We start from the raw sequence: 13,013 nt of genomic DNA, 5'->3' as shown, positions 1-13,013 counted from the left end.
TTCGGTGCCGGGCCGGCGGGTGCCGGCGGGTGCCCGTCAGAGCGGTTCGACGACCGCCGGCGGGGCGGGCAGCGCGGGGCGGCGGGGCAGCAGGACCGCGCGCAGCAGGACCCGCGGGGTGACCAGCCGGGCGGGCGGGGCGGTGAGGCAGACGACGTCCCGGAAGGCCGCGCCGACCACGGGGTCGATGGCGGCGCGTACGGTGAGCCGGTCGAGGTACCAGGTGCCGAGCCGCTCGCCGAGGCCCGCGCGGGCGCCGTCGGCGTCGGCGTACGGGCGGTCCGCGCCCACCGCGGCGAGCCAGGCGGTGTCCGCGGCGCGGGCCACCGCGCGCTGGGCCTCGGCCGCGACGCCGGGCCGCGGTCCGCCGCGGGCCGCCGGCGTGCCGCGCACCGCCAGCGCGCCCAGTGCGGCGACCGACATGCCCTGCCCGTACACGGGGTTGAAGGTGCAGCCGGCGTCCCCCAGGACGAGCAGGCCCTCGGGGAGGGCGCCGGGGCGCTCGAAGCGCCGGCGGCGGTTGCAGGTGTCGCGGAAGCCGTGCACCGGGGTGAGCGGTTCGGCCCGGGCGAGCAGTTCGTGGACGTACGGGTCGCCGACGGTGGCGGTGAAGGCGGTGAACCCCGCCGGGTCCGTGGGCGGGTGGTGCCCGCGCACCCCGGACAGTGTCAGCAGCCAGTTGCCGTCCTCGACGGGGACGTAGGCGGCACCGCGCGGACAGCCGGGCCGGCCGGGGACGTTGACCCCCACGTCGGGCGCGGCGTCCGGGTCCTCGGGGCGGTACATCCGGGTGGCGTAGGCGAGCCCGGAGTCGACGGTCTCCTCCTCGGGGGCGGGCCGGCCCAGTGCGGCGTACCACTGGGGCGTGCGGGAGCCGCGGCCGGAGGCGTCCACGACGAGGCCGGCCGGCAGTTCCCGCCCGGCGCGGGCGCCGGCCGCGCCGTCCCGGGCGCGGATGCGGACCCCGGTGACCCGGTCGGCGTTCCCGGTGAGGCCGATGACCTCGGTGGCCTCCAGGACCTCGACGCGGGTGGGCGACCCGGCGGCCGCCCGCAACACCCGCTCGCGGACCACGGCGTCCAGCACCGGCCGGGTGACGCTGAGCGTCGGATGGCGGCGCTCGTCGAACCGGCGCTGCCAGCCGGCGGGCGTACGGGTGAGCAGATCGCGCGGCAGATACAGGTTGCGGGCGCCCGCCTCGGTGAGCGCGGCGACGGTGCCGGGCAGCAATTCCTCCAGGGCGTGCCGGCCGCCGCTGAGGAGGATGTGCAGGTGGCGGGCCTGGGGGACGCCCTTGCGGAAGGCGCGGCCGTGCGGGTAGCGGTCGCGTTCGACGACGGTGACCGTGTCGACGTGTCCGGTGAGGGCGGTGACGGCCAGCATGCCGGCGAGGCCGCCGCCGATGACCAGCGCGGTCCGCCCGCCATTGGAGTGCTCTGCCATTCCCGCCTCACTCCCCCGCCGGGCCGTGCCGGCCGCCGCCCGGTCCGCTCGCCGCCGTGCCCGGAACCCGTTCGCCGGACCCGGCCACGGCTCGCTCGTGCCCGCGACGGAGCACCGCCCGCGGGTCCCGATCTTGGCCGTCCCTCAGACTTCGGTGCGGCCGTCGGCCGTGTCAACCACCGTTGCCGCCAGGGCAGTCGGGCCGCCGCGGCACCGCACGGGAGCCCTGCGCCGAGCCGCCGCCGGCACCCGTTCCGCGCCGGTCACGGCGCACCGGCGGGCGCCTTGCACGTCGTTTCCCCCTCGTGCCACCCCCGTCCCTGACATCCCGATTTCGGGCGGGGCTGCGTCTAGACTCCCGGCAGCGGACGCACCCGGTCCGCAAACGGTCTCACCAGCAAGGGATTCGTCTCACCAGCAAGGGATGCAGGGACGCTTGTGACATTCCAGCAGGTATCTGAGCCGTATGACGCATATGACGTACTCGTCGTGGGCGGGTCGGGCGTGGACACCGTCGTGCCGGTCGGTGCGCTGCCCGTGCCGCCCGCCGATTCCCATCCGGTCCCGCCCATCAGGGAATGGGCCGGCCACACCGGAACCGGTGTCGCGCTGGGCTGTGCGGCGCTCGGACTGACCACCGGATTCGTGGACTTCATCGGTGACGACCATCCCGGGACCCTGGTCCGCGAGCGGCTGGCCGGCACCGGTGTGGACTTCCGCCCGCTGGTCTCCCCGCACGGCACCCGGCGCGCGGTCAACCTCGTCGCGCCCGACGGCCGCCGGATGTCCTTCTACGACGGGCGTGACCCGCTCGACCTGCGGATGCCGCCGGAGCACTATCTGCCGGTACTGCGCCGGGCCCGCCACGTGCACCTGTCGATCACCCACTTCGCCCGCTTCCTCTACGACGACATCGAGGCGCTCGGCCTTCCGGTCTCCACCGATCTGCACGACTGGGACGGTCTGACCGACCACCACCGGGAGTTCGCCCTCCGCTCGGACCTGGTGTTCCTGAGCACGGCCGGGGCGGGCGAGCGGATCGGGGACGTGATGCGGGACATCCTCCGGCAGGGGCGGGCCCGGGCGGTGGTGGCGACGGCCGGCGCGGGCGGGGCGTATCTGCTCACGCCCGACGACCGGACCCCGCGGCCGGTGCCGGCCGCCGTGCCGCCGGGCCCCGTCGTGGACAGCAACGGCGCCGGCGACGCCTTCGTCTGCGGCTTCCTCCACGGCCGGCTGGCGGGCCGCGAACTGGAGGACTGCGCACGCCTGGGCGCGGTCGCGGGGGCGTACGCGTGCACCTCGCCGGGCACCCACACCGCCCTCATCGGCCCGGAGGGCCTGCGCGGTGTCGTGCCCGAGCCCGCGGCGGCGGCCGAGCCGGCCGGTCAGCCCTTGCGGCCGACCCCGCCGTAGAAGATGGTGTTGTTGAGTTCCTCGGCATCGGGCACCGGTCCGTCCGGCCGCCACAGCGGGACGCGGACCACGCCCGGGTCGAGGAGGGTGAACGGCCCGAAGAGCGGCTCGATGCCGGCCTTGGACCGCAGGTTGAGGCTGGCGGTGGCGCTCTTGTAGACGTCCTCCACGCCCGCCCGGGCGACCTCGTCGGTACGGCCGCCGGGGTAGCCCTCGTAGGGTTCGCCGGTGGCGTGCGACAGGACGAGGTGGCTGCCGGCGGGGAGCGCCTCGGCGAGCGTCGCGATCACGCCGGCCGGGTCCTCGGCGTCCCGGAGGAAGTGCAGGACGGCGACGAGCAGCAGTGCCACGGGTTCGTCGAAGTCGATCAGCTCACGGACCACGGGATGGTCCAGGATCGCCTTGGGGTCGCGGACGTCGCCGAGCACGAAGCCGGTCCGCTCCGTGTTGGTGAGGCGGGCCCCGGCGTGGGTGGCGACGATCGGGTCGTTGTCGACGTAGACGACCCGGCAGTCGGGGGCGGCCTCGCGGGCCACCTCGTGGGTGTTGGGCGAGGTCGGGATACCGGTGCCGAGGTCGATGAGCTGGCGGACGCCGGCGCCGACGACGGTGCGCACCGCGCGCCGCAGGAAGGCGCGGTTGGCGCGGGCGCTGAGCCGTACCTGGGGGTGGACCTCGATGACGCGCTCGGCGGCCACCCGGTCGACCTCGTAGTTGTCCCAGCCGCCGAGGTAGTAGTCGTACATCCGGGCCGGGTGCGGCCGGCTGGTGTCGATCTCCTCGGCCGAGAAGCCGGTGTGCTCCGGGCCGGGGGCGTACGGACCGAATTCCGGTACCTCGAACTCCTCGTTTTCCGGGGGGAGTTGCTGCCCGGTCATGCCGTCCTCCGCTCGGCGCACCGGCCGGCCGGTGCCGCGGTGAGCAGGAAGTCGGCGTGGCCGGCCTTGGCGCCCTCGATGAAGCTGACCATTTCGCGGTGGGTGTAGATCAGCGCCGGGCCGTCCGGGTCGGTGGACTGGCGCAGGGCGATCCGGCCGTCCCCCAGCCGCATGGCCTCGACGCACTCGCCACCGTTTCCGCCGCTCCACGGTTTGTGCCAGCCCTCTGTGCCCAGTTCTTTGGCGGGCATGCCGTTGTAGATGCGTATGCGATCCATGGGGGGTTCAGATCTCCTTGCGAAAGCCACCCAGAATGGCCTCGGTGGTGTGTGCCGGCGCGGCCTGCGCACACATCCGGTCCAGGGCCTCCAGGTACTGCGAAACGTCGTTGCGCTGGTCGAAGTACACGGCTCCGACGAGGCTCTCCGTGTAGGCGATGTCCGGGAGTTCCGGGATCGGGAAACGGAAGATGTGGAAGGGCCCGTACATGGCGGGGTGCGGGCCGGCGGCGAAGGGCATCACCTGCAGCCGCACGTTGGGCAGCGCGGTGGCCTCCATGAGCCGGGTGATCTGGTCGCGCATCACCTTGGGTCCGCCGATCGGGCGCCGCAGGACGGTCTCGTCCATGACCACCCAGAGCATCGGCGCGTTGTCGCGGGTCAGCAGGGACTGCCGTTCCATGCGCAGGGCGACGATGCGGTCGATCTCCGCGCCGGAGGCGTGCGGCATCCCGGCACGGAGCACGGCGGTGGCGTAGTCCTCGGTCTGCAGCAGTCCAGGGACGTAGTGCGGCTGGTAGGCGCGGATGAGGTTGGCCTCGCCCTCCAGGCTGACGAAGGCGCTGAACCACTCGGGGAGGACGTCCCGGAAGCGGTGCCACCAGCCGGGTTTGTTGGCCTCGCGGGCCAGGCCCAGGAAGCCCTCGATCTCCTCCTCGTCGGTGACGCCGTAGGTCGCCAACAGCTTCTCGACGTAGGGGAGTTTGAGGCCGACCTCGGCCTTCTCCATCCGCCGGACCGTGGCGTGGGTCACGTCGAGCGCCGCCGCGGCCTGCTCGTAGGAGAGCCCCGCCTTCTCGCGCAGGTCCTGCAGTCGCTTGCCGAGCACCACCCGCAGGACGGTCGGTGCGCCTGCCGACCGTGGGTCCGCCACGTCCGATCGCCTCCAACTGACTTCAGTGTTCAGCAGTGTGTCATGCCGTCAGCAGGACGAACAGACTGCACTGACGATTCTGCAAATTACAGAGTGATCCTTGCCATCGGTGACCAACATCGCACATAGTTACGGCGTGGCTTCCTCCAACAACGCTCCTTTGTTAGGGCGCTGCGGCGGCTTCGTCGCCCAGCACCCGCAGGACGCGTTCCACTTGCCGGCGCGACGCACGTCCGTCCCCGAGGCGCGCAGACGCGTCCAGACGCTGCTCGCCGAGTGGGGCGCGGCTCAACAGGTCCGCGACGACGTGGAGTTGGTGGTCTCCGAGCTGTTCACCAATGCCGTGCGGCACACCGGCAGCGAGAAGGTCGGCTGTGAAATCGCCCTCATCGGTGCGCACATACGCATAGAGATCACGGACGAGGGCGACCCGGGAGGTTCGGCACCGCAGGTCCAGCCGGGCAGCCCGGACCAGGAGTGCGGCCGCGGGCTGTTCCTGGTCGGCGCGCTCTCCGACGGCTGGGGCTCGCGCCCGGCCGACAGCGGGCGGGGCCGCGTGGTCTGGGCGGACCTGCCCTACTCCAGCGCTCCGGCACACTGAGGCCCCGTTCCGCCGTCGGCGGACGGGGCCTTCGTCAATGGTTCAGAGCGGCAGCAGGTCGGGCCGCTTGGGCTCGACGTGGTCGCCGGAGGACTCGCCACGCAGCCGGCGCCCGATCCACGGCACGAGGTGTTCCCGCGCCCAGTGGATGTTGTTCCGCCGCGCCTCGGCGGCCGACCGCTCCGCCTCCGGCGGCCAGGGCTGGTCCGGGTCGGCCGGCACCCGCAGGCCGAGCACCTGGGCGGCGCGCAGCGCCACGCGGGTGTGACCGTCGGCCGACAGATGCAGCCGGTCCTCGCTCCAGGCCCGCCGGTCCTGTACGGACTTCAGCGACCACAGGTCGAGCACCGGGCAGCCGTGCCGGTCCGCGATGGCCCGGACGTGCGCCGTGTAGGTGGCGATCTTCCCGCGCAGGAGACCGAGCACCGGGACCCCGCGGGTGTCGAAGCCGGTGCAGAGCAGGACCGTGCCGACCGAGGCGCGCAGATCGGCCACCGCCGCCTCGTAGCGCTCGGCGACCGCGTCCGGGTCGGAGCCCGGCCGCAGGATGTCGTTGCCGCCGGCACAGAACGTCACCAGGTCAGGGGCGAGCTCCTTGGCCCGCGGCACCTGTTCCTCGACGATCTGGTCCAGCAGCCGCCCCCTGACGGCGAGGTTGGCGTAGCGGAAGGCACCCTCCGCCTGCTGGTCCGAGAGCAGGACCGCGAGCCGGTCCGCCCAACCGATGTACACCCCGTCAGGGCCGGGATCCCCGACCCCCTCTGTGAAGCTGTCCCCGACGGCTGCGTACGACCCGATGGCACCCGTGGCGCCCGTGATGAGGTCTTTCGACTCATCTGCAGCGCTCCTGGCGCCGCTGCTGATGTTCTTCGAATCGTCTGCCACGTCAGGACATACTTCACCTCAAGAAGTGACCTACGCCACCGTAACCAGGGGTTGACGAGGCGTGATTAATGCCACCAGGTCAAATTCTGCTCAAGTTGGAATAAGAATCGGGCATGGGTTGCTTCTCGAGCGCTTCCTCGCGCCCTGCGGCGCTCCAATTGCGGCCTGATTTCCTATTGCATCAATGTCGTATCGTCGGGACTGCCCCGCCTCGTCGACGAGCAGCGTCGGCGACCGAACCAGAGGAGCGCCCGTGACGCAGCAGACGCCGCAGGTCCCGCAGGCCCAGCCGGAGCTCGCGGAGGTCCGCAACTTCCGCGACGTGGGCGGGCTGCCGACCGTGGACGGGCGTCGCGTACGGGAGGGCAGGCTGTTCCGCAGCGGACACCTCGCCCACGCCACGGCGGAGGACGCGGCGTTCCTGGCCGGCCTCGGGCTGCACACCATCTTCGACTTCCGCAACGCCTCGGACATCAAGCTGGAGGGCCCCGACGTCGCGCTGCCCGGCGTGCGCAACGTGAACATCCCGCTGACCGACCCGGCCGACGGCGCCGAGTTCTGGACGATGGTCCGCGACGGTGAGCTGGATCAGCTGCGCACCGCGCTCGGCGACGGCAAGGCCGCGGCGCGGATGGCCGCCACCTACCGGCACATCATCACCACCCGTACCGAGGACCACAGCCGGGTGCTGCACGCGCTCGCCGAGGACAGCGTCCCCGCGCTGATGCACTGTGCGGCGGGCAAGGACCGGGCGGGCCTGTCCGTGGCCGTGACCCTGCTGGCGGTCGGGGTGGAGCGGGACGCCATCGAGGCCGACTACCTCAAGTCCAACGACCCGCACCGCCGCTACAAGATCCGCCGCTCCGACAACTCCGCGGTCGGCATGTCGCAGGAGGTCATGGAGCTGCTCTCGCCGCTGTTCGGCGCGCACACCGACTACCTCGCGGCCGCCTACGACGCGATCGAGCGGACCTGGGGCTCGACGGAGAAGTACCTGTCCGAGGGCCTGAAGCTGGCCCCCGAGACCCGCGAGCGGCTGCGCGACGCGCTGCTGGCCGACTGACCGGACCGCGGGCCCCCGGCCCCTAGGGTTCGGCGACCCAACCCGCCGCCAGCACCAGCCCCGACGCCCGGTGCACGGCGAGGAAGCCGAAGGGCCGGTCGAAGCGGGCCGTGATCCGCGGCGCCTCGTACGGCGGGGGCGGCGGCACGGACCCCGCGGCGACCGGCATGACCGTGACGGCCGCCGCCCGGAAACCGAGCGCCCCGAAGGTCGCGGTGGCCTGCTGCCGGGCGGCCGACACCGCGAGCGGCTGGTCGCTGATGCCCGGGAAGTGCCCGCGGGAGGTGTCCGCCGCGGCGGTCAGCCCGAACAGCTCCGGCCGCTTGAGCAGATCGTGTGCGGCGTCGACGGTGAACCGCACGGTCGTGAGGTCCAGGCGCGGCACCCCGTCGTAGCTCGGCACCGTCGTCACCCGCAGCCCCGGCCCGGCGCCGTCGGCCGGCGCCGCACCGGACACCGCCGGGTACCGCCCGGCCAGCGCCTCGACGCCGTGCCCCAGCACCTCGCCGCCCGGTACGCCGGGCCCACCGAGCAGCAGATGGACGTCCAGGCCGTTGTCGCCCTCGACGCGTACGGCGGTCAGCGGACCGGCCGGGGTGCCGTGCACCCGGACCTGCGAGTCCGCCGGCCCGGAGCGGCTCAGCGCGGTCACCTCGCGCCCCGCCCAGGGGCCTTCGGTGAGCCGCAGCGGGTACTCCCCGAAGGGCTCCGCCCAGGTCGTCCGCACCAGCAGCGCACTGGCGAGGACGAGCAGCAGGTCCGGGGTGACCTCGACCGGCATCCGCTCGATCAGTCCGTCGGTGTGGCGCCGCGCCCAGGCGTCCAGCGCCTCCTGGTCCGCCGCCGCGGCGCCGGTCAGCTCGCCGAGCGTGCCGGGCGCCAGGCCGTCCCGCCACTCGGGGCGCAGCGCCAGGGTGCGCCGGGCCCACACCGCGGCCGCGGCACCGACCCCGTCGGCCGCGTCCAACGCCCCGAGCAGCGACCGGCCCTCCGCCGGCGCGCGCTCCGGGTCGGTGTCGAGCGCCTCGGCCAGTTCCGCACGGGCCGGGCCCGCCGAGGGGCCCGCGAGCAGCGCCAGCAGCGGCCAGACGCCGGCCGCGGTGAGGACCGTGCCGGCCTCCCCCACCGCCTCCCGCGCCCAGCGGGCCGTCATGCCGTTCACGGACCGCACCGTCGTCGCGGCCACCATCACGTTTCCCCCAGCGCTGTCAGCGGTGCGCGACCGCCTGTTTGACCAGCGTCCGCCCGAAGTCCCACATCAGGCCGCCGCCACCGTGGGCGTCGTCCATGACGGCCGTGAAGGCGTCGACGAACCGGTCCACCTCCCGCTCGCCGATGATCAGCGGCGGGATCAGCTTAATGACCTCCAGGTGGTCGCCGGATACCTGGGTGAGGATGCGGTGCCGCTGCAGCAGCGGCACCACGACCATCTGCGCGAACAGCCCCTTGCGGGCGGCCTGCAGCATCGTCCAGCGGCTGCGCAGCCCGAGCGAGGTGGGCCGGCCGAACTCGATGCCGATCATCAGGCCGCGGCCCCGTACGTCGTGCAGCAGCTCGTACTTGGGGATCAGCTCGGCGAGCCGGCCGCGGAGCAGATCGCCGGTGTGCCGGGCGTGCGCGACGGTCTGCTCGTCCTCCATCACCGCGAGGACCGCCAGACCGGCCGCCATCGCCTGGGCGTTGGAGCCGAAGCTGGCGGAGTGGACCAGTACGCGGTCCATGGACGAGTAGACCTTCTTGAAGATCCAGTCCTTGCCGAGGGTCGCGCCGACCGGGACGTAGCCGCCGGACAGCGCCTTGGCCACGCACACCAGGTCCGGTGCGACGCCGTCCTCGTGCTGGTAGGCGAAGAAGTCGCCGGTGCGGCCGAGGCCGGTCTGCACCTCGTCGGCGATCAGCAGGGCCTTGTGCCGGTGCAGGAGGTCCTGCGCGGCCCGCAGATAGCCGGGCGGCGCCTCGTGCACGCCCTTGCCCTGGATCGGCTCGACGATGAGCGCGGCGACGTCGCCCTTAGCCAACTCCCTTGCCAGCGCGTCGAGATCACCGAGCGGTACGGCGGTGTCGGGCAGCAGCGGGGCGAAGCCGTCGCGGAAGCCGTCCTCGCCGTTGACGGAGAGCGATCCGGTGGTCAGGCCGTGGAAGGCGTGGGTGCAGTACAGGATGCGCGGCTTCCCGGTCGCGTACCGCGCGAACTTCAGCGCGGTCTCGACGGCCTCGGTGCCGCTGTTGCCGAAGAAGACCCGGTCGAGGTGCGGGGCGTGGCCGAGCAGCTGCTCGGCGAGGAGCCCGGGCAGCGGCTGGCAGTCGAAGCGGGTGAGGTCGGCCAGCTGGGCGTCGAGGACGTCGTGCAGCGCCCGGCGGACGACGGGGTGGTGCCGGCCCAGCCCCATCACCCCGAAGCCGGCGAGCATGTCGAGGTAGTCCTGGCCCTCCGCGTCCCAGAAGTACGCGCCCTCGGCCCGCTCGTAGACCTTGTCGAAGCCGATGGTGTGCAGCATCCGCGGCAGCTGGTGGTTCAGATGGCGGGTGTGCAGGTCGTAGCGCTCGCCGCCGCGCTCCGCGAGCAGCCGCGTCAGGTCGAATCCGGTCATGAGACGCTCTCCTTACGGGCCAGCGCGGCGCTGATCCGGCCGGCGATCTCGGCCGGGGTCAGGCCCAGGTCGGCCAGCAGCTCGGCCCGCTTGGCGTGCGGCAGGAACTGCTCGGGGATGCCGAAGGTGCGCAGCGGTACGTCGACGTCCGCGTCCCGCAGCGCCTGGCCGACCGCCCAGCCGACGCCGCCGGTACGGCTGTTGTCCTCGACCACGGCCACCAGCGCGTGGTCGGCGGCGAGTTCGGCGAGGGCCGGGTCGACCGGCTTGACCCAGCGCGGGTCGACGACCGTCGCGTCCACGCCGCGCGCCGCGAGCAGTTCGGCGACGCGCAGACAGACCGGTGCCATCACGCCGACCGCGACCAGGAGGACGTCCGGGTGCGGTGCCCGGTGCAGGACGTCCACCCCGCCGATCCGGTCCACGGCCGGGATCGGGTCGTCCACCGCTTCCTTGGGGAAGCGCAGCACGGTCGGCGCGTCGTCCACGTCGAGGGCCTCGCGCAGCTGGGCGCGGAGCTGGTCGGCGTCGCGCGGGGCGGCGATCCGCAGGCCGGGGACGACGCCGAGCACCGACAGGTCCCACATGCCGTTGTGCGAGGCGCCGTCGGTGCCGGTGACGCCGGCCCGGTCCAGGACGAAGGTGACGCCGCACCTGTGCAGCGCGACGTCCATCAGCACTTGGTCGAAGGCGCGGTTGAGGAAGGTGGCGTAGACCGCGAAGACCGGGTGCAGGCCGCCGGTGGCGAGCCCGGCCGCGGACACCGCGGCGTGCTGCTCGGCGATGCCCACGTCCCACACCCGGTCCGGGAACGCCTCGGCGAACTTCCGCAGGCCGACCGGCTGCAGCATCGCCGCCGTGAGGGCGACGACGTCCTCGCGTTCCTCGCCGATGCGGACCATCTCGTCGCCGAAGACGGACGTCCAGGACGGCGCGCCGGGCGGGGCGACCGGCGCGCAGGTCAGCGGGTCCATCACGCCGACGGTGTGGAAGTGGTCGGCCTCGTCCTCCAGGGCGGGCCGGTAGCCGCGGCCCTTCTCCGTCAGGCAGTGCACCAGGACCGGGCCGTGGAATCCGGACGCGCGGCGCAGCGCCGATTCGACGGCCGTGATGTCGTGCCCGTCGATCGGGCCGAGGTACTTCAGGCCCAGGTCCTCGAACATGCCCTGCGGTGCGATGAAGTCCTTCAGGCCCTTCTTCGCGCCGTGCAGCGTGCCGTAGAGCGGCTTGCCGACGACCGGGGTGCGCTCCAGCAGGTCCTTGCCGCGGGCCAGGAAGCGCTCGTAGCCGTCGGTGGTGCGCAGGGTCGCGAGGTGGTCGGCCAGGCCGCCGATGGTCGGCGCGTAGGAGCGCTCGTTGTCGTTGACGACGATGATCAGTGGGCGGTCCTTGGCGGCGGCGATGTTGTTCAGGGCTTCCCAGGCCATACCGCCGGTCAGCGCGCCGTCGCCGATGACCGCGACGACGTGGTCCTTCTTCCCGCGCACCTGGTTGGCCTTGGCCAGACCGTCCGCCCAGCCCAGGACCGTCGAGGCGTGGCTGTTCTCGATGACGTCATGTACCGACTCCGCCCGCGAGGGGTAGCCCGACAGACCGCCCTTGGCCCGCAGCTTGGAGAAGTCCTGGCGGCCGGTGAGCAGCTTGTGCACGTACGACTGGTGGCCGGTGTCCCACAGGATGCGGTCGGCGGGTGAGTCGAAGACCCGGTGCAGGGCGAGGGTCAGCTCGACCACGCCCAGGTTGGGGCCCAGATGTCCACCGGTGCGGGTCACCGCGTGGACGAGGAAGTGCCGGATCTCCTCGGCGAGTCGGGGCAGGCGGTCGGCGGGGAGCGCCTTGAGGTCACGCGGGCCGCTGATGTGTTCCAGCATCGTCATGTTCGGTCCCCCTCGGGTCGTTCGGCGGCCGTGGCGGAGGGAGCCCGCCGCGGCGGCGGGCTCCCCCGGAGGTGACAGGTCAGCCGCGGTTTCCGGCGACGGTCTCCTTGGCCGCGCGGAGGGATTCCTTGAGGGAGCCCATGGTGGCGAGGACGGCGGTGGGTTCGTAGCCGCAGTGCGCCATGCAGTTGGCGCAGCGCGGGTCCTTGCCGCGGCCGTATTTGTCCCAGTCCGTCTCTTCGATGAGTTCCCGGTACGTCGGCACGTATCCGTCGCTCATCAGGTAGCAGGGGCGCTGCCAGCCGAACAGCGAGTAGTTGGGGATCGCCCAGGCCGTGCACGGGAAGTCCGCCTTGCCCTCCAGGAAGTCCAGGAAGAGCGGGCTGTGGTTGAGCCGCCAGCGCCGCCGGTTGCCGCCGGCGAACGCCTTGCGGAACAGCTCGCGGGTCTGCTCGACGCCGAGGAAGTGCTCCTGGTCGGGGGCCTTCTCGTAGGCGTAGGCGGGCGACAGCATCATCTCGTCGACCTGGAGGTCGTCGTTGAGGAAGTTGAGGACCTCGATGACGGTCTGCGGGGTGTCGGTGTTGAAGAAGGTGGAGTTGGTGGTGACCCGGAATCCGCGCCGCTTGGCTTCCTTGATCGCCGCGACCGCCTCGTCGAACACGCCTTCCTTGGCGACGGATTCGTCGTGCCGTTCGCGCATTCCGTCGATGTGCACCGCGAACGCGAAATAGGGCGAGGGGGTGAACTCGTCCATCTTCTTGCGCAGCAACATGGCGTTGGTGCACAGGAACACGTATTTCCGCTTGGCCACCAACTGCCGTACGATCTCGTCGATCTGCGGGTGCATCAGGGGTTCTCCCCCGGCGATGGAGACCATCGGGGCACCGGACTCCAGGACCGCGCCGACCGCCTGCGCCACCGGCATCCGCTGCTTGAGCACCCCGGCCGGATGCTGGATCTTTCCGCAGCCCTCACACTTCAGATTGCATGCGAAGAGCGGTTCCAGCTCGACGATGAGGGGGAACTTCTCGCGTCGCCGGATCATCTTCTGTTCAAAAAGATAGGTCCCGACCCGGATGGACTGACGGAGCGGCATGGCCATCT

Annotated in this window: 12 protein-coding genes; 3 read left to right on the top strand and 9 right to left on the bottom strand. The window is 72.5% G+C overall.

What is annotated here, in order from left to right:
- Positions 1–36: 36 nt before the first annotated feature.
- Positions 37–1,443 carry an NAD(P)/FAD-dependent oxidoreductase gene (locus V2J85_RS11990; RefSeq protein ID WP_330821561.1) on the bottom strand — a complete coding sequence of 469 codons (1,407 nt, stop codon included), beginning with the start codon at positions 1,441–1,443 and terminating at the stop codon, positions 37–39.
- Between the two features lie 438 nt (positions 1,444–1,881).
- Here V2J85_RS11990 and V2J85_RS11985 point away from each other — a divergent pair, with 438 nt between their 5' ends.
- Positions 1,882–2,859, top strand: a complete 978-nt coding sequence (locus V2J85_RS11985) for a carbohydrate kinase family protein (RefSeq protein ID WP_261954717.1) — start codon at positions 1,882–1,884, stop codon at positions 2,857–2,859.
- Here V2J85_RS11985 and V2J85_RS11980 read toward each other — a convergent pair.
- From V2J85_RS11980 to V2J85_RS11970, 3 genes are read right to left on the bottom strand one after another with little or no spacing between them, the layout of a single operon-like run.
- Positions 2,832–3,737, bottom strand: coding sequence for an SAM-dependent methyltransferase (locus tag V2J85_RS11980; protein ID WP_330821560.1), 906 nt, complete (start codon positions 3,735–3,737; stop codon positions 2,832–2,834). The genes V2J85_RS11985 and V2J85_RS11980 overlap by 28 nt on opposite strands.
- Positions 3,734–4,015 carry a DUF397 domain-containing protein gene (locus V2J85_RS11975; protein ID WP_201804727.1) on the bottom strand — a complete coding sequence of 94 codons (282 nt, stop codon included), beginning with the start codon at positions 4,013–4,015 and terminating at the stop codon, positions 3,734–3,736. Before V2J85_RS11975 ends, V2J85_RS11980 begins: the two co-directional genes overlap by 4 nt.
- Before the next feature lie 7 nt (positions 4,016–4,022).
- Positions 4,023–4,889 (bottom strand): helix-turn-helix domain-containing protein, encoded by an 867-nt coding sequence (locus V2J85_RS11970; RefSeq protein WP_261954719.1) that lies wholly within the window; start codon positions 4,887–4,889, stop codon positions 4,023–4,025.
- 136 nt (positions 4,890–5,025) lie between these two features.
- Between V2J85_RS11970 and V2J85_RS11965 the strand changes: the two genes are divergently transcribed.
- On the top strand, positions 5,026–5,490 hold the full coding sequence (locus tag V2J85_RS11965; protein WP_261954720.1) for an ATP-binding protein: 465 nt from the start codon (positions 5,026–5,028) through the stop codon (positions 5,488–5,490).
- Between the two features lie 42 nt (positions 5,491–5,532).
- On the opposite strand, the gene V2J85_RS11960 is transcribed toward V2J85_RS11965, so the two are convergent.
- Complete coding sequence (locus V2J85_RS11960) at positions 5,533–6,309, bottom strand: SGNH/GDSL hydrolase family protein (RefSeq protein WP_410011350.1); 777 nt, start codon at positions 6,307–6,309, stop codon at positions 5,533–5,535.
- Between the two features lie 319 nt (positions 6,310–6,628).
- On the opposite strand from V2J85_RS11960, the gene V2J85_RS11955 reads away from it, so the two are divergent.
- Entirely contained in the window at positions 6,629–7,438 is an 810-nt protein-coding gene (locus V2J85_RS11955) for a tyrosine-protein phosphatase (protein ID WP_261954722.1), read from the top strand.
- 22 nt (positions 7,439–7,460) lie between these two features.
- On the opposite strand, the gene V2J85_RS11950 is transcribed toward V2J85_RS11955, so the two are convergent.
- From V2J85_RS11950 to hpnH, 4 genes are all read right to left on the bottom strand, one after another.
- The gene (locus tag V2J85_RS11950; protein WP_330821674.1) at positions 7,461–8,591 is read right to left on the bottom strand and encodes a serpin family protein; all 1,131 of its coding nucleotides are present in this window, start codon (positions 8,589–8,591) and stop codon (positions 7,461–7,463) included.
- Between the two features lie 55 nt (positions 8,592–8,646).
- Complete coding sequence (locus tag V2J85_RS11945) at positions 8,647–10,029, bottom strand: aspartate aminotransferase family protein (protein WP_330821559.1); 1,383 nt, start codon at positions 10,027–10,029, stop codon at positions 8,647–8,649.
- Positions 10,026–11,906, bottom strand: coding sequence for a 1-deoxy-D-xylulose-5-phosphate synthase (dxs, locus tag V2J85_RS11940; protein ID WP_261954724.1), 1,881 nt, complete (start codon positions 11,904–11,906; stop codon positions 10,026–10,028). Before dxs ends, V2J85_RS11945 begins: the two co-directional genes overlap by 4 nt.
- A gap of 79 nt (positions 11,907–11,985) precedes the next feature.
- Complete coding sequence (gene hpnH, locus V2J85_RS11935) at positions 11,986–13,011, bottom strand: adenosyl-hopene transferase HpnH (protein ID WP_030417106.1); 1,026 nt, start codon at positions 13,009–13,011, stop codon at positions 11,986–11,988.
- Positions 13,012–13,013 lie beyond the last annotated feature (2 nt).

The sequence above is a fragment of the Streptomyces bugieae genome (assembly GCF_036352915.1).
Taxonomy (GTDB): Bacteria; Actinomycetota; Actinomycetes; order Streptomycetales; family Streptomycetaceae; genus Streptomyces; species Streptomyces endophytica.
Note: the sequence above shows the minus strand (reverse complement) of the source record. Positions and strands in the feature narration are given on the sequence as shown.